The sequence below is a fragment of the Streptomyces sp. WMMC940 genome (assembly GCF_027460265.1).
Taxonomy (GTDB): Bacteria; Actinomycetota; Actinomycetes; order Streptomycetales; family Streptomycetaceae; genus Streptomyces.
This window is the reverse complement of sequence record NZ_JAPZBC010000001.1, coordinates 7,547,487-7,565,461: the sequence shown is the minus strand read 5'-3', so window position 1 is coordinate 7,565,461 and position 17,975 is coordinate 7,547,487. Positions and strand designations below refer to the sequence as shown.

1 protein-coding gene and 2 pseudogenes are annotated in these 17,975 nt (G+C 70.2%); all 3 read right to left on the bottom strand.

What is annotated here, in order from left to right; genetic code table 11:
- Window positions 1–199 precede the first annotated feature (199 nt).
- A pseudogene (locus tag O7595_RS33220) lies at window positions 200–11,566 on the bottom strand (type I polyketide synthase); the annotation flags it as partial.
- Window positions 11,567–11,627: 61 nt separating this feature from the next.
- Complete coding sequence (locus O7595_RS34025) at window positions 11,628–14,624, bottom strand: type I polyketide synthase (RefSeq protein WP_443071875.1); 2,997 nt, start codon at window positions 14,622–14,624, stop codon at window positions 11,628–11,630.
- A 1,338-nt stretch (window positions 14,625–15,962) separates the two neighbouring features.
- Window positions 15,963–17,468: pseudogene (locus O7595_RS34020) on the bottom strand (class I adenylate-forming enzyme family protein); the annotation flags it as partial.
- Window positions 17,469–17,975: the final 507 nt, after the last annotated feature.

Below are 17,975 nucleotides of genomic sequence, written 5' to 3'. Positions count from 1 at the left end.
AGACACAAATAAAGACCCCTGAATTCTTGCTGGGCAATTCTGTGACCGCAGAGGGTTCGCGAATATCGAGGGCTGCCTCCACGACACTAGACAGGGCCGCCCTTCGCGGGGCATCCCCTGGTCTGGTAGCTCCGGTTGCGTCCAGGTCGGGGACCACTGGCTGCGTCGCCGCCCGGCGGCCGCACCTGCGACGGAGGAATCAGCTGTCGTTTCCCAGGGCTCGCTTCACGAGGTCGGCGACGTCCATCACGTCGATCAGGTCGGCGTCGTCCTCAGCGGCGGGCATCACCGGGTCTGGCGCGGGAGTTGTCACCCCGGGGGCGGAGCCGGCCTCGGGACCGGCGAGGCTGAGCAGCATGTCGAGAAGGCCGGCCTCCCGGATCCGGGCGAGCGGGACCTGCGCGAGTACGCCCCTCAGCTCGTCCTCCCGCGTGTCCAGGTCGTCGTCGCCCGTTTCCGTCAGCAGCTCAGAGCGCAGGAAACCGACGAGGGCGTCCGGGGTCGGATAGTCGAAGATGAGGGTCGCGGGCAGTCGTAGACCGGTGGCCACGTGCAGGCTGTTGCGGAGGTTGACCGCGGCGAGCGAGTCGAAACCGACCTCCTGGAAGGACTGGAGCGGGCCGATGCTGTCCGTGCTGCTGTGTCCGAGGACGGTCGAGGCCTGTCCGCACACCAGCCGGAGCAAGAGACGGTTCTGTTCCGCCTCGGGGACGTTGCGGAGGGAGTCCACCAGGGATGAGGTGATGCTGACGTTCTCGGCATCGGGCCGGGAGGCGCGCAGGGCGGCGGCGGCTTCGGGCAGGTCGGCGAAGAGCGGGCTGACCCGTACGGAGGTGAACGCCGGGATGAACGCCTCCCAGTCCATGTCGACGACCGTCACGGCCTTCTCCCGCGCTTCCACGGCCTGTTCGAGCGCGGTCATCGCGATCTGCCGGGTCATCGGCAGGACACCGCGGCGGCGCAGCTGCGCGAGGGTCGCCTCGTCCATGGCAGGTCCGATTTCGTCGAGGGCTCCCCAGGCGATCGAGGTGGCCGCGAGTCCTCGGCCGCGGCGCCGTTCGACCAGGGCATCCAGGACCGCGTTGGCCGCGCCGGAGACGCCCTGGCCACCACCGCCCCAGATTCCGGCGATCGAGGAGAAGACCACGAAGGCGTCGAGCCGGGCCCCGCCAGCGTCGGTGTCGGTGTCGGTGTCGGTGAACAGTTCGTCGAGCCATACAGCGGTGTCGACCTTGGCCGCGAAGACCTCGGTGAGGTCGGCGAGACCGGTGTCGGCGATGTTGCTGGTCCAGGCGGTGTCGGCGGCGTGCACGACGGCGGTGAGCGGCTGCTCCTGCGGGGTCTCGGCGATGAGTCGGGCGAGCGTTTCACGGTCGGCGTCGGCGCAGGAGACGACTGTCGTCTCCACCCCGGTAAGCGCGAGCTTGTCCAGCAACTCGGTGACGGCGTCGGCGGGCGCCTGAGCCGTGGTCGTGATGATGAGACGGCGCGCGCCGGACCGGGCGAGCCAGAGCGAGGCATGTGCGCCGAGGGCCTCGGCGCCGCCCGTCACAAGGACTGTGCCGTGAGGCTGCCAGCCGCCGTCGGCGGACGCCTCAGGTGCAGGCTTGCGGGTGAGCCGCCTGCTGTAGATGCCGGAGCGGCGTACGGCGAGCTGGTCGTCCCCTGCTGCGCCGTTCAGCGCGCCCACGAGATACTGCGCGGTGCGGACGTCGGCGGTCGCCGGTAGGTCGATCAAGCCGCCCCACCGGTCGGGGTGTTCAAGGGCCACGGCGCGGCCCAGGCCCCAGAGCGCGGCCTCGCCAGGATCGGTAACGGTGTCCTGGATACCGGTGTTCACCACGCCCCGGGTCACACACCACAGTCGCCCGTCGACGCCCGCGTCTCCGAGGGCCTGAATCAGCGCGAGGGTCCTGGCGGCGGTGACAGTGGCGTCCTGCGTGCCGTCGAGGGCGAGCAGGGAGAGAACTCCTGCCGGCTCGTACTCGGCCCGGATGCCGCTCAACTGCTCGGTGAGCCCCGTGCGGGTGAAGGCAGAGGGAGCGATCCCCAAGGGCACGATGTCGAGTCCCTGGGCACCGAGCGCCGCGAGGAGCTCGGCCACCTGGGAGCCGGTCGTGGAGTCAGCCGGGAAACCGGTCGCGCCTTCGATCGGGCATCCCGGCGGCAGTACGGCGAGCCAGCGGCCCGCGGGTACTCCCGACACCTCCCGGTCCAGAGGCCGCCAGGTGATGGCGTAGCGGAGGCGCTCAGCGCTGAACCGCTGCCGACGCCTGCCGCGCCAGTCCGCCAGCACCGGCACGACAGTGCGCAAGGCGTCTCGCAGACTGGCGGAGTCCGAGGCGAGCAGTCCGGCGAGCGAGTCCGCGTCGGTCTGCTCGACTGCGCTCCAGAAGTCCGCGTCGGTGTCCTCTCCCGAGGCGCCGCTGCCGTCGACGTCATCGGCCTCCTGCAACCAGTAGTGACGACGATCGAAGGCATACGTCGGGAGCTCGACCTGCGAGGCACCGGCACCGGCCGGCAGCATTGCCGCCCAGTCCACAGACACCCCCCGGACGAAAAGCTCGGCCATCGACGTGAACAGCCGGCGCAGACCGCCCTCCTCACGGCGCAGCGAACCACTGACGACAGCACGCAGCCGGACCGTGTCATCCGCCTGGTCCACGATCTCATTGACCGGCTGCACCAGAACCGGATGGGCACTGGCCTCCACGAACACCGTATGACCGCCGGCCAGGAGGTCGGTGATGGCGGGACCGAAGCGGACCTGGCTACGGAGGTTCCGGTACCAGTACCCGCCGTCGAGGACATCCGCCTCCTTTACCCACTCACCCGTCACCGTCGAGTAGAAGGGAACCAGCGGCGCCTGCGCACGGATGTCGGCGAACGCCTCACCCAGGATCTCCTCGATCGCCTCCACATGCCGGGTGTGGGAGGCGTAGTCCACCGCGACCCGACGCACCCGCACACCATCCGCCGCAAGGACATCGAGAGCTTCATCGAGGGCTTCGGCATCACCGGCGATCACCACCGAGGACGGACCATTGACCGCGGCCACCTCCACCCGGCCGGCCCACCGCTCGATACGTTCGGCCACTTCAGCCTCAGGCAGCGCCACCGAGGCCATACCGCCACGGCCCGCCAAATCGCCCGCGATGACCTGACTGCGTACCGCCACCACCTGGGCAGCGTCCTCCAGCGACAACGCACCCGACACACACGCCGCGGCGATCTCACCCTGCGAATGCCCCACCACCGCATCCGGCACCACACCCACCGACGCCCACACCGCCGCCAGACCCACCATCACCGCAAAACTCGCCGGCTGCACCACATCCACCCGCTCCAACAGCGCAGCCGGAACATCCCCCCGCAACACATCCACCAGCGACCAGTCCACCCACCGCCCAAGCGCCGCAGCACACTCCCCCACCCGCTCCGCGAACACCGGCGACGAGTCCAGGAGTTCTCGCCCCATGCCCACCCACTGCGAACCCTGACCCGGGAACACCAACACCGTCCGCCCCGCACCCACCGCGCTGCCAGTGACCAGACCGGGATGAGACTCACCCCGCGCCAGCGCACCAAGCCCCGCCAACGCCTCCTCCCCGGAGTCGGCCACGATCACCGCACGCTCGGACAACATCGCGCGTTGAGCGACCAGCGCACCCGCCACGTGCGGCAGTGTGCCCGCGTTCTCCCTGACGAACGGCATCAGCTGCTCCGCCTGCCCCACCAGCGAACCAGGGCTCCGCGCCGACACCACCAGCGGCACCACAACGGGCGCAGCGGGCAGCTCCAGGCCGCTCTCTGCCGCCGGCGTCTCGACGGGCTCTTCGGGCGCCTCCTCCAGGATCACGTGGGCGTTGGTGCCGCTCGCGCCGAAGGAGGAGACGGCGGCTCGGCGCGGCCGGCCCGTGTCCGGCCATTCTCGCGCCTCTCTGAGCAGTTCGACCGCGCCGGCCGTCCAGTCCACCTGCGGTGTCGGCTCCTGCACATGGAGCGTCGGCGGCATGACTCCGTGTCGCAGCGCCTCGACCATCTTGATGACGCCGGAGACACCCGCCGCTGCCTGGGTGTGGCCGATGTTGGACTTCAGCGAGCCGAGCCACAGCGGACGGTCGGCGGGCCGGTCCTGTCCGTAGGTGGCAAGCAGTGCCTGGACCTCGATCGGGTCGCCCAGGGATGTGCCGGTGCCGTGGCCCTCGACCATGTCGATGTCCTTCGTCGACAGGCCCGCGTCGGACAGAGCGCGCCGGATGACGCGCTGCTGGGAGGGTCCGTTGGGAGCGGTCAGGCCGTTCGAGGCGCCGTCTTGGTTGACGGCGCTGCCGCGCAGCACGGCCAGGATCCGGTGGCCGTTGCGGCGGGCCTCCGACAGGCGCTCCAGGACGATTACGCCCACGCCCTCGGCCCAGCCGGTGCCGTCGGCGGTCGAGGAGTACGCCTTGCACCGGCCGTCGGCGGAGAGACCGCGCTGGCGGGCGAACTCCACGAAGGCGTCCGGGCTGGACATGACGGTCGCACCGCCTGCGAGGGCGAGCGAGCACTCTCCGCGCCGTAGCGCCTGGGTCGCCAGGTGCATCGCCACGAGGGAGGACGAGCAAGCCGTGTCGATGGTCACCGCCGGCCCTTCGAAGCCGAACACGTACGACACGCGTCCCGACGCCACGCTCGACGAAGTGCCGGTCATCACGTAGCCGCGGACGTCCTCGGGGATCTGCCGCAGCCGGGTGACGTAGTCGTGGTGGACGATGCCGGTGAAAACACCGATGTCACGGCCCCGGGCGGAGAGGGGGTCGATTCCGGCCCGCTCCAGGGCCTCCCATGAAGTCTCCAGGAGCAGCCGCTGCTGTGGATCCATCGCGAGGGCCTCGCGCGGCGAGATCCCGAAGAGTCCGGCGTCGAACTGGGCGGCGTCGTGCAGGAATCCGCCGACGCGGGTGTAGGTGGTGCCAGGGTGGGTGGGGTCGGGGTGGTAGAGCTTGTCGACGTCCCAGTTCCGGTCCTGCGGGAAGCCGGAGAGCGCGTCGCGCTCCTCGGCAACCAGTCGCCACAGTTCCTCGGGGGTGTCGACGCCGCCGGGCAGGCGTGTGCTCATGGCGATGATGGCGATCGGCTCGTTGGGGTCCGCGAGCACGGCGGGTCCGGATGGGACGACTCCAGCCGACAGGTTCGCGGCTTCCTCACCGAGCAGTTCGGTGCGCAGGTGCCAGGCGAGGGCGGAAGGGTTCGGGAAGTCGAAGGCAAGGCTGCTGGGGAGGCTCATGCCGGTGAAGTCGTGCAACCGGTTGCGGAGTTTGACGGCGCTGAGGGAGTCGAAGCCGAGGTCCTTGAACGGCTGCTTCTCGTCGAGGGCTTCGGCGCTGGTGTGGCCGAGAACGACGGCCGCGCTCTCCTTCACAAGGTCCAGCAGGACGCGCTGCTGTTCGGTGGCTCCGAGCGCGGCGAGCCGGTGGGCCAGCGATCCGCTCTCGGCGGCCGGACGTCCCACAACCCGTCGGACGAACGGCCCGTCCTGCGTCGCCTGCGCCTCGCGAAGAGCGGGGGTGCCGACCACGGCGGCGATAACGGTGCTGTCCGTGCGGCCCAGGGTCAGTGGTCCGAGCGCGGCGACTGGTTCGCCCGTGTGGTCGGCGAGCTCCACGAGGTGGCGTCCGCCCTCCACAGGCGTGGCCCGCAGCCGCAGAGCGGTGGCGCCCTCGGCGTACACGGCCAGGTCGGCGCAGATGGTGAGATCGCGCTCACTCTCACCGGTGCGGCCGGCCAGGAGGCGAAGAACGGTGTCGAGGAGTGCGGGATGGAGGGTGAACCCCGCGGCCTCATCGACGAGTTCCGGAGGCAGGGAGACGTCGGCGAAGAGCTGGCCGTCTTGTTCCGCCAGGCCGTGTATTCCTCGTACCCCGCGGATGTCGAGGAGGTCCGCCGGGGCGTCGGCTCCGGTGGCCGGCCAGGTGCGCAAGTCGAAGGATGGCGTGGGCAGGCCGGGCCGGAGCAGCGCGAGGGCGTGGCGCGTCCAGGTGCTGTCCTCGTCGCCGGCCCGCCTGCTGTGGACGACGACCGGGCGCAGCCCGTCCCGGCGGCCGGGGACATCGACGTGGACACGGAGCTGGAGGTGGCCGTGTTCGGGCACGGTCAGCGGGGTGTCGACGATGATCTGCTCGACGACGCCGCTTCCCGCCTCGGTTCCGGCCTGGACCAGCAGGTCGAGGAGTACGGCGGCCACAACGGTATCGGTGCCGGGATCGAGGAGCCGACCGAGGGCACGCCGGTCGAGCCGCCCGGTGAGCACCACACGGGTGCCACCGTCGCTGACCGGGCTGACGTGGTCGTCGTCGGGGATCTCGACTGCTGTGCCGAGGAGCGGGTGCCCGGTGGGGCGGGCGCCGAGCGCCTCGGCGTCGGTGGCGGTGGTCTCGGGCTCGACCCAGTACCGCTGGTGCTGGAAGGCGTACGTGGGCAGCTCGGTACCGATCGCCGTGGCCGGGGTGCCGAGGAGAGCAGACCAGTCGATGTCCGTGCCGCGGACATCCAGTTCGGCGAGTGCGGTGAGGACGGCGGTCTCCTCTGAGCCGTCCTCGCTCAGGGTGGCGAAGCAGCCCCGGTGGTCCGTGCCGAGAGTGTCGAGGGCGAGGGCGGTCAGGCCGCCGCCGGGTCCGACCTCCAGGAGGGTTTCGGCGCCCTGGTCGCGCAGCGCGGTGACTGCGTCGGCGAACCGCACGGCATGGCGCACTTGGTCGGCCCAGTACTCCGGGGTGGCGAACTGGCCGTCCTTCGCAGGGGCACCGGTGAGCGTGGAGATGACGGGGATGGCGGCTGGGCGGGGACGCAGCCAGGCAATGGCAGCTCGGAACTCGTCGAGCATGGGGGCCATCAGTGGCGAGTGGAAGGCATGACTGACCTTCAGGCGTTTGGTCTTCCGGCCCTGTTCGGCCAGTCGCGCGGCCAGGTCGAGGACGGTGTCCTCGGCACCGGAGAGCACGATGGCGCCGCGTCCGTTAACTGCGGCGATCGCAATCTCGCCCGTGGTCCCCTCCAGCAGTGGTGCCACCTCGGCCTCGGTCGCCTGTACGGCGACCATTGCGCCGCCCTCGGGCAGGGCCTGCATCAACCGGCCGCGGACGGCGACCAGTTCGCCTGCCTCCGCCAGGTCAAGGACTCCGGCGGCATAGGCGGCGGAGATCTCGCCGACTGAGTGTCCGGCGACCAGGTCCGGACGTACACCCCAGGAGGCGAAGAGCTGGAACAGAGCGGTCTCCAGGGCGAAGAGACCTGCCTGCGTGTACAGGGTACGGTCGAGCAGTGCGGCCTCCGCCGTGCCGGGCTCGGCGAACACCACCTCGCGCAGCGGACGCTCCAGATGACCATCCAAGTGTCGTTCAACAGCCTCGCACGCGGCGGTGAAGGCTTTCCGGAAAAGCGGGTGTCGCTCGGCGAGTTCGCGGCCCATGCCGGCCCACTGGCTGCCCTGCCCAGTGAAGAGGAAGGCCAGCTTGCCCTCAGAGGGGCTGCCGGTGACGGTGTCAGCAGTAGGCGTGCCGTTGCCGAGCGCGCGCAGCGCATCGGCAAGCTGCTGCCGGTCGGTGGCCAGCAGGACCGCCCGGTGGTCGAGCTGGGCACGAGTGGTGGCCAGCGCGTGCGCGGTGTCGGTAAGGGCCAGCTCAGAGCGTGCCTCGACGAAGCGAGCAAGGCGCCCGGCCTGGGCGCACAGAGCCGCCGCTGTCCGGGCCGACACGGGTACGGGTACGGGTACGGGTACGGGCAGAAGAGCGGAGCCTGGCGATACGAGGTCGGTGGCGGGTGCCGCAGCGGCAGCATGCACCTGGTCGGAGGCGGTTGCCGATCCGATGCCGGGTGCCGGTTCGTTCGTCGCCGCCCGGTCGGAGGCCTCAGCGTCCTCCACCGGCGCCTGCTGGATCACGACGTGCGCGTTGGTGCCACCGATACCGAAGGACGAGATGCCGGCGCGCCGCGGGTGCCCGGTCTCGGGCCACCGGCGAGTCTCCGCGAGCAGTTCCACCGCGCCCGTGGACCAGTCCACGTGGGTTGAGGGCCGGTCCACGTGCAGCGTGCGGGGCAGGACGCCGTGCCGCATCGCCATCACCATTTTGATGACGCCTGCCATACCGGCCGCAGCTTGCGTGTGCCCGATGTTGGACTTGACCGAGCCGAGCCACAGCGGGCGGTCGGCGGGTCGGCCCTGCCCGTAGGTGGCGAGGAGTGCCTGCGCCTCGATCGGATCACCGAGGACCGTTCCCGTGCCGTGGCCCTCGACCGCGTCCACATCCGATGTCGACAGACCGGCGTCGGCGAGCGCCTTGCGGATCACCCGCTGTTGTGAGAGTCCGTTCGGCGCGGTGAGTCCGTTGGACGCACCGTCCTGGTTGACCGCGGTGCCTCGGACCACCGCGAGGACCTGGTGGCCGCGGCGGCGTGCGTCGGAGAGCCGTTCCACGAGGAGTACGCCGACGCCCTCGGACCAGCCGGTTCCGTCCGCCGCGTCGGCGAAGGCCTTGCAGCGGCCGTCCTGGGAGAGGCCGCGTTGCCGGGAGAACTCGACGAAGGTCTCCAGGTTGCCCATGACCATCACGCCGCCGGCGAGGGCCATGGAGCACTCGCCCTGCTGAAGTGCGCGGACCGCCATGTGGAGGGCGACGAGCGAGGACGAGCAGGCAGTGTCGATCGTGACGGCCGGGCCCTCGAAGCCGAACTGGTAGGCGATCCGGCCTGAGATGACGCTGCCGGAATTGCCGGTCAGGCGGAAGCCTTCGATGCCGGACGCGTGGTGCGTCCGTACGGTGTAGTCGTGGCTGTTGACGCCGACGAAGACGCCGATGTCCTGCCCGGCGAGCCCGCTCGGGTCGATCGCGGCGCGTTCGAACGTCTCCCAGGAGGTTTCCAGGAGCAGCCGCTGCTGGGGGTCCATCGCGAGCGCCTCGTTCGGTGAGATCCCGAAGAAGGCAGCGTCGAAGCCGGTCGCGTCGTCGAGGAACGCGCCGTGCCGTACGTAGGTCTTGCCGACGCTGTCAGGGTCGGCGTCGTAGTGCCGGTCGATGTCCCAGCCGCGGTCGTCGGGGAACTCTCCGATGGCGTCGACGCCTTCGGCGACCAGCCTCCACAGGTCTTCAGGGCTCTCCACACCGCCGGGGAAGCGGCAGGCCATCGCGACGATGGCGATGGGATCGTCGGAGAGGGCAGACCCGGTGGCGGTGGTGTGCTCCTCAGCGCTCCGCTCCTGGCTGTCGCCCCACTGTTCGTCGCCCCGCTGTTCGTCATCGCCGAAGAGCCGTGCACGCAGGTGGTCGGCGAGCAGCGTCGGCTTCGGGTAGTCGAAGACGATGGTGGAAGGGAGGCTGAGAACGGTCGCGGTCGCGAGCCGGTTGCGCAGCTCGACGGCGGTCAGCGAGTCGAAGCCGGCGTCCTTGAAGGCACGGTCGGCGCGGATGGCGTCAGCGCCGGAGTGGCCAAGCACCTGGGCGGCGTTCCGGCGGACGAGGTCCACCAGTGCCTCTGTGCACTCCCGCTTGCCCAGGCGGTCGAGCCGCTGACGCAGGGAGTCGGTTACGGCCGTGTGCGAGGACTCGGCCGCTGGCCGAGGAGCAGGCGCGAGGCCGCGCAGCAGCGGTGCTACGGGAGTTCCGGCGCGGGCGGATGCCCTCAGCGCGGGCAGGTCGAACCGGGTGGCCACGAGCGCGGCAGGGGTCTCGTCGCCCGCCCGCAGGGCCGTGTCGAGGAGCGCCATGCCCTCGGCGGCGGAGAGCCCGACCATGCCGAGGCGCCGGGTGCGGTGCAGGTCCTTGGCACCGAGGTGTCGGGTCATGCCGCTTGCGTCATTCCAGTAGCCCCATGCGAGGGAGATGCCGGGCAGGCCGGAGCGGCGGCGGTGGAGGGCGAGTGCGTCCAGGGAGGCATTGGCGGCGGCGTAGTTGCCCTGGCCGGGGTTGCCGAGGACTCCGGCGGCGGAGGAGAACAGCACGAACGCCGCGAGATCGATGTCCCGGGTCAGTTCGTGCAGGTGCAGCGCGGCGTCGAGTTTCGGCCGCAGGACGGCGTCGAAACGGTCCGGGGTCAGGGCCGTGACCACGCCGTCGTCGAGAACTCCGGCGGTGTGAACGACGGCGGTGAGCGGGTGCGCGTCCGGTACGGCGGCCAGAAGCGCCGCGAGGGCGTCCCGGTCGGCGGTGTCGCACGCGGTGATGGTGACGCTCGTGCCGAGGTCGGTCAGTTCCTCATACAGCGCCGCCGCCCCTTCGGCATCCGGGCCGCTCCGGCTGGCCAGCAGCAAGTGCCGTACGCCGTGTTCAGTCGCCAAGTGCCGGGCGAGGAGACTGCCGAGCGCCCCGGTGCCGCCAGTGACAAGGACGGTGCCGTCACGGTCGAGCTCGCGCCGGGGACCTTCGGCCAGCGGGGCCCGCTTCAGCCGGGGGACGAAGGCCACGCCACCGCGCACACGGACTCGGGGTTCGCCTGTGGCCACCGCGAGCCGCACGGCCTTCACGGCCGTCGAGTGCTCCGAGGCCGCCGCACTGCCGCAGTGCTCGGCATGGTCGCTCTCGACAAGGACGATACGGTCCGGGTGCTCCGACTGCGCCGAACGCAGCAGGCCCGACACGGCCGCTACGGTGAGATCGTCCTCGGCGTCGGGGACGATCACGACGAGGCGAGTGTGCGCCAGGGCCGGTGCTGCCAGCCATGCCTGGACAACGGCCAACGCGGCGGCGACGGCCTCGCGCGGGTCGGCGGGCGCGTGCGCGGCCTCATACACCAGGAGGCCCGGTACCGCTGGACCGTCCGCCGCGAGAGCGGCAACGTCTTCGGCATCGACGACACTCGCTGTAGTACCGGCGTCCTCAGTCATCTCACCTGGGGAGAGGGGAAGCTCGACCCAATCGGCCTGGAACAGGGCGCCAGGGGCCGACGTGTCCGCGGTCTCTGCCTTTTCGGGCGAAAACGGCTCGGCGAAAACGGCATCAGCGGTCAGCACCGGCGCTGCGGTGGCGTCCAGCAGCTCAAGGCGGGTCACCCCCGTGGTGTCACGGGCCGCGCGTACCCGTACTGCTGCCGCACCGGAGGCCAGCAAGGCCACCCCGCTCCACCGGGTCGCGATCATGCCTGCGGGAAGGGCCGTGCAGATCGCCGCGTCGAGCAGCGCCGGGTGCAGGCCGTAGCGGTCGGCATCGCCGACCGCCTCGTCGAGGGCCACATCAACTGCGGGACTGCCGGTAGGCCACGTGGCGCCGGAAGTTGACGGGGTCACCGGGCCGGGCACCAACGTGCCGTGGGCGTGGCGTGTCCACACCGCCTCCATGCTGGCGTTGTCCGGGCGGGAGTACACCTCGACCGGCCGCCGCCCCTGCTCATCGGCCTCCCCGACGGTCATCTGTACGGCTCTGCCACCGCGCAGCGGCAACAGCACGGGCCGGTCCACGGTCAGCTCCTCGACCACCGGACTGCCCACCTCGTCACCGAACCGGATGGCCAACTCGACCAACACCGCGCTCGGCACGACGACGACATCACCGACGACGTGATCACCCAGCCAGGGGTACGCGTCCACCGACCACCGCGAGGTAGTCATGAACCCACCGGAATCCGGCCGGCCGACGATCGCCCCGATCAGCGGATGATCAGCACCCGCCTGACCAAGCGCGACAGCATCGACAGCACGAGTAGGGCGTAGCCAGTAATGCTGGTGATCGAAGGCATACGTCGGAAGATCGACCTGGGCGACGGCGGCACTGGGCGGGAGGACACCCGCCCAGTCGACGGGGACGCCTCGGACGAACAGTTCGGCCATCGAGGTCAGCAACCGGCGCGGGGCCGCCATCGTCACGGCGTAGCGAACCACCGACCACGGCCTCCGTGTCGGCCTGGTCGATGATTTCGCTGACCGGCTGGACCAGGACGGGGTGAGCGCTGGATTCCACGAAGACGGTGTGGCCGCCGGCCAGGAGGTCGGCGATGGCGGGACCGAAACGGACCTGGCTACGCAGGTTCCGGTACCAGTACCCGCCGTCGAGGACATCCGCCTCCTTTACCCACTCACCCGTGACCGTCGAGTAGAAAGGAATCAGCGGGACCTGCGCACGGATGTCGGTGAAGGCGGTTGTCAGTACGTCCTCGATCGCCTCCACATGCCGGGTGTGGGAGGCGTAGTCCACCGCCACCCGACGCACCCGCACACCATCCGCCGCAAGAACCTCCAGCGCCTCATCGAGGGCGTCGACATCACCGGCGATCACCACCGAGGACGGACCATTGACCGCGGCCACCTCCACCCGGCCGGCCCACCGCTCGATACGTTCGGCCACTTCAGCCTCAGGCAGCGCCACCGAGGCCATACCGCCACGGCCAGCCAAATCGCCCGCGATGACCTGACTGCGAACCGCTACCACCTGGGCAGCGTCCTCCAGCGACAACGCACCCGCCACACACGCCGCGGCGATCTCACCCTGCGAATGCCCCACCACCGCATCCGGCACCACACCCACCGACGCCCACACCGCAGCAAGACCCACCATCACCGCAAAACTCGCCGGCTGCACCACATCCACCCGCTCCAGCACCTCAGCCGGAACATCCCCCCGCAACACATCCACCAGCGACCAGTCCACCCACCGCTCCAACGCCGCAGCACACTCAGCAATCCGCTGCGCGAACACCGGCGACGAGTCCAGGAGTTCACGCCCCATGCCAACCCACTGCGAACCCTGCCCCGGAAACACCAACACCGTCCGCCCCGAGGCGGAGGCATCAAACGAACTGCCGGTGACAACACCGGGATGGAGCTCGCCCCGTGTCAACGCACCAAGCGCCGCCGCAGCCTCAGCACGCGAACCCACCACCACGGCACGCTCAGACAGCATCGCCCGTTGAGTGACCAGCGCACCCGCCACGTGCGTCAGCGGCACCTCTTCGCTCGACTCCACGAAGGAGGCCAGCCTCCCCGACTGCCCCGCCAGGGATGCCGTAGAGGCGGCGGTCACGACCAACGGCACCACACCATCGACGACGCCCACCGTCGACTCAGACGCGACGGGCTCCGCAGTGACGGGCTCCGTCTCCTGGGCCTGTTCCAGGATCAGGTGCGCGTTGGTCCCACTGAGGCCGAAGGACGACACAGCAGCGCGGCGGGGCCGGCCGGTGTCGGGCCACGCACGAGCCTCGGTCAGCAGCTCGACCGCGCCCGCCGACCAGTCCACCTGCGACGATGGAACATTGAAATGCAGCGTCGCCGGCATCACGCCGTGCTGCATCGCCTCCACCATCTTGATCACACCAGCCACACCCGCCGCGGCCTGGGTATGACCGATGTTCGACTTCAACGACCCCAGCCACACCGGCCGGTCCTCGGGCCGGTCCTGCCCGTACGTAGCGATCAGCGCCTGCGCCTCGATCGGATCACCAAGCACCGTGCCCGTGCCGTGCCCCTCCACCACATCCACATCCGCCGTCGAAAGACCCGCATTGGCGAGCGCCTTACGGATCACCCGCTGCTGCGCAAGACCATTCGGCGCCGTCAGACCATTCGACGCGCCGTCCTGATTCACCGCGCTGCCACGGATCACCGCAAGGACCCGGTGCCCGTTGCGTCGCGCCTCCGACAGCCGCTCCAGGACCACGACACCGGCGCCCTCGGCCCAGCCCGTGCCATCCGCGGCATCCGCGTACGACTTGCAGCGGCCGTCCGAGGACAGTGCACGTTGCCGCGAGAACTCCACGAAGGTGGAGGGGTCCGCCATCACCGTCGCGCCGCCTGCCAGCGCCATGGAGCACTCGCCCTGGCGCAGCGACTGGACCGCCAGGTGCATGGCCACGAGGGAGGATGAGCAGGCCGTGTCCACCGTGATCGCGGGGCCACCGAAACCGAACACGTACGACACGCGCCCGGATGCCACGCTCGACGCCGTGCCCGTCTCGCCGAAGCCCTCGACTTCCGCCGGAGCCGCACCCGACAGCCCGTACCCCTGTCCCATCAGTCCTGAAAAGACCCCGACGTCACGGCCTTTCAGCGTCCATGGGTCGATCCCGGCCCGCTCCAGCGCCTCCCACGAGGTCTCCAGCAGCAGCCGCTGCTGCGGATCCATGGCGAGCGCCTCACGCGGTGAGATCCCGAAGAATCCGGCGTCGAACAGGCCCGCATCGTGCAGGAAGCCGCCCTGATCGACATACGACGTGCCGGTCTTCTCCGGGTCAGCATCGAACAGGCCCTCCAGATCCCAGCCTCGGTCCTCCGGGAAGCCGGACACACCGTCCCGGCCCTCGCTGACCAGGCCCCACAGGTCCTGGGGGCTCGCCACATCGCCGGGAAGGCGGCACGCCATGCCCACGATCGCAATCGGCTCCGCGGGGTCGGTGGCCCCGGTCCGATCCTCGTCAGCCGTCGCCTCCCTGGCCGTGTCGTGCAGACCCAGGATCCTGGCCCGAAGGTGTGCGGCAAGGGCCTCGGGGGTCGGGTGGTCGAAGGTCACGGTGGTGGGCAGGCGCAGCCCGGTCCGTTCGGTCAGCCGGTTGCGCAGTTCGACGACGGCGAGGGAGCCGAGGCCGAGATCGCGGAAGGACCGGCCCGCCGGAATGGGTTCGGTGCTCGTGCGGGTGCGGACGGCGGCAGCCTCTTCGCGGATCATCTCGCCGAGCAGCGCGAGCTGGGCCCGCTCGTCCAGGTCGGCCAGGCGCGCGCGTAGGGCGGCGGTGATCGTCTCGTCGGCCTGGGCGGTGGCGCGGGGCTCCTGTTCCGTCAGAGTGTCGAGTAGCTTCTGCACTCGGTCGCCAGGGTTGATGGTGCCCGGCCAAAACGCCACCAGCGCCGGGGTTCCGGACTCGATCAGCGCGTCGAAGGCGGCGGGGCCCTCGTCCGGCCGGCCGAGGGCCAGCAGCGAGCCGGGCAATCCGTGCAGTCGGCGGTTGCGGACCACCGCCTCGGTGAGGGCCGCGGTAACCACCGTCGAAACGAGGCTGTCGGACTGCGCGCCCACCAGTGCGGCAGCGTCGGTCACCACGACGAACGCGGCGAGACCGTCGTCGGCGGTGAAGTCATGCAGCGTTCGGGCGAGTTCGGGATCATCAGCGGTGTGGACGACCGCGGTCACTGGACCGGTCCTGGTCAGTGCCTCGTACAACTCCAGCGAATCCGAGCCGTCGGCCACGACGCGGACGACATCCACCCCCTCCGGCAGCGGCTCGTCCTGGCTCCACTCGTCGTCGGTATTCGTTGCCTGGACGAGCACGAGGTGTCGTGTTCCGTACTCGGTGACCAGGTGGCGCGCGAGGACCGAGCCAGTCTTCGTGTCGGCACCTGTCACGACCACGACGCCGTCAATCCCCGGCGCGGCAAGATCCGCCCCGGCGGCAACGGGGAGGCGCACGAGCCTTGGCCGCATCAGTTCCCCGTCCCGTACGGCGAGTTGGGGCAGGCCCGAGGAGACGGCGGCGATGAGCGCCGCGGCGTACTCGGACTCCGGGGTGCGGGCTTCGACGTCGACGACTGTCAGCGGCGCGCCGTCACCCTCATCGGCCTGTGCAGCCCGTGCGGCTGCCCACAGCGCGACTTCGGCGCCATCCGGCGTCTCGTCCCGGTCGGTGACGCCCATCGCACCCCGGGTAAGGACGACGAGCCGGGACCCGGGTTCCTCGCCCCCTCCAGCGCAGGTCGACGCCAACGTGTCCGCGTCTGCCTCTGCGAGGACCGTCACGTCGGCGGCCACGTCCGGGGTGGTGCGTGACGTCGAAAGGTCAGCGTATTGCCGTACGTCGGCGATGCCGGCCTTTCGAAGAGCGGCGACCAGGCTGTCGGTGACGGCGGTCCGACCAACCACTGCCCAGCGCAGCCCTTCCGGCACGTCAGGGGAGACTGCCACCCTGCTCCAGTCCCTCAGCATCAGTCCCTCGTGGTGACCGTCGGCGGCGAATCGCAGCCGGGCCGGCAAGTCAGCCAGGAGGCGCCGGACGACCTTCCCCGAGGCGGTCCTGGGGATGGTCCGGGCCTCGTACATGCGCTCGGGGAGCTTGTACTGAGAGAGTTGGGTGCGGCAGTGGTCGAGCAGCCGGGCGAGGTCGACGCCGGCCGGACCGGGGACCACCCAGGCGACGGGGACCTCGCCGAGGGTGTCGTGGGGAACGCCCGCGACTGCGACGTCGGCCACGCCCTCGGCCCCGCGCAATGCGGCCTCGATCTCGTCGGGGTGGATGTTCTCACCGCCGCGGATGATGACGTCCTTGAGACGGCCGCAGATGGTGAAGTAGCCGGCTTCGTCGCGCCGGGCCAGGTCGCCGGTGTGGAACCAGCCGTCCTGTAGGGCCTCGGCGGTGGCCTGTGGGTTGTTGTGGTAGCCCACCATGACGTTCGGCCCGCTGACCCAGACCTCGCCCTCGTGCCCGGCGGGCACGTCCTGCCCGGTGCGGGGGTCGACGATCCGGACTCCGACACCGGGCACGGGAAGGCCACAGGAGCCCTCGACCACGGGGCCGTCGGGCGGGTTGATGGTGATGGCCCCGCAGGTCTCGGTGCTGCCGTAGGCGTCGACGAGGGGGATGCCGAAGGTCTCCTCGAAGGAGCGGCGCAGTCCGGGGCCGGTGACGGCACCGCCGACGAGGCCGACCCTGAGATCGGGCAGAGAGAGGCCGGTGCGGCGAGCCCTGTCGACCAGGTGGTGGTACGTGGTGGGGACGCCGGCCAGGAAGGTGGACCGGTCCTCGCGTAGGGCGGTCAGAATGTCGTCGGCCGAACTGCCGTCCATGATCCGGGCGGTGGCGCCGGAGACGGTGACGGACAGGACGCAGGCAATGTGAGACAGGCTGTGGAAGAGCGGCAGTGGCCACAGCACGCGGTCATGCTCGGAGAGGCCGGGCACGGGGATGTAGCAAGAGGCAACGGAGTAGAGGCAGTTGCGCTGGGTGGAAAGGACGCCCTTGGGGCGGCCGGTGGTGCCCGAGGTGTAGAACATCCAGGCCACCTCGTCAAGGCCGAGGTCGTCCGGGGCATCGTTGACAGGCTCGGTGGCGGCGAGTTCCTCGAACGCTACGATGCCCGGGGGCAGCATGTGCCCGGCACCGGCACCGAGGGCGCCGGCCACGACGACGGACACCCCGCCGGTTGCACGGGGAATTGACTGAAGGAAAGTCTCTGCGTGTGCAGTGCCGGTGAGGGCGAACGCCGCTGCGCTGTCGGCCAGGAGGTATTTGATTTCCGCCGGGGCGGCCTGCGGGTTGATCGGTACGCCGATGCCGCCGGCCCGTACCACGGCGAGGTAGCTCTCCACCATCGCCACCGAGTTGCCGAGACACAGAGCCACCCGGTCGCCACGCCGGACACCGAGGCCGACCAGGTGACCGGCCAGTCTCCTCGTCCGTGCATCGAGTTCCCTGTAGGTGACCGCGTACCGGTCGTCCTCGAAAGCGATCTTGTCCGGGAACCGGCCCGCGTTCTCACTCAGGATGACCGGTAGCGGGGTGATCAGGTCGGGAAGCACCTCGGCTCGAACTCCTAACCGGCTAACAGGGATGGCCAACAGCTGTTCGGCAAGCGTGTATGTCCATGGGGGTGAGTCAGCTCGACCGTGTGATGGTCGGCTTCCGAGCCTGCGATGTCCTGGACCGGCTGGCACAGCCTGAGCGGGGCCGAAAGACTCCAAACGGTCCGCGAAGGTCGAGGACTGACCTGCATGACACTAGACAGGACGGCCTTCGCGGGGCATCCCCTGCTCTGGTAGGTCCGGGACCGCCTGCTGTGGCAAGCGGCAGGCGCCGCAGATGACGCAGCGCGGTACTCCGGGAAACGGGCACAGCCAACAGACCCGCCAGGCGTTCGGCCGCCCGGCCTGCTCACTGAGGCAGCCTTCGAGTCCATCCCTCGAACGTCGCGGTGACCTCCTCGGAGAGGAGAGCGCTGATGGCCTCGTTCAGAAGCCGGCTTCTCCTTCTGGTCGCGTCATCGGCCTGCGCCGGTCGCATGCAGCAGGGCGCGGACCGCCAGGTCA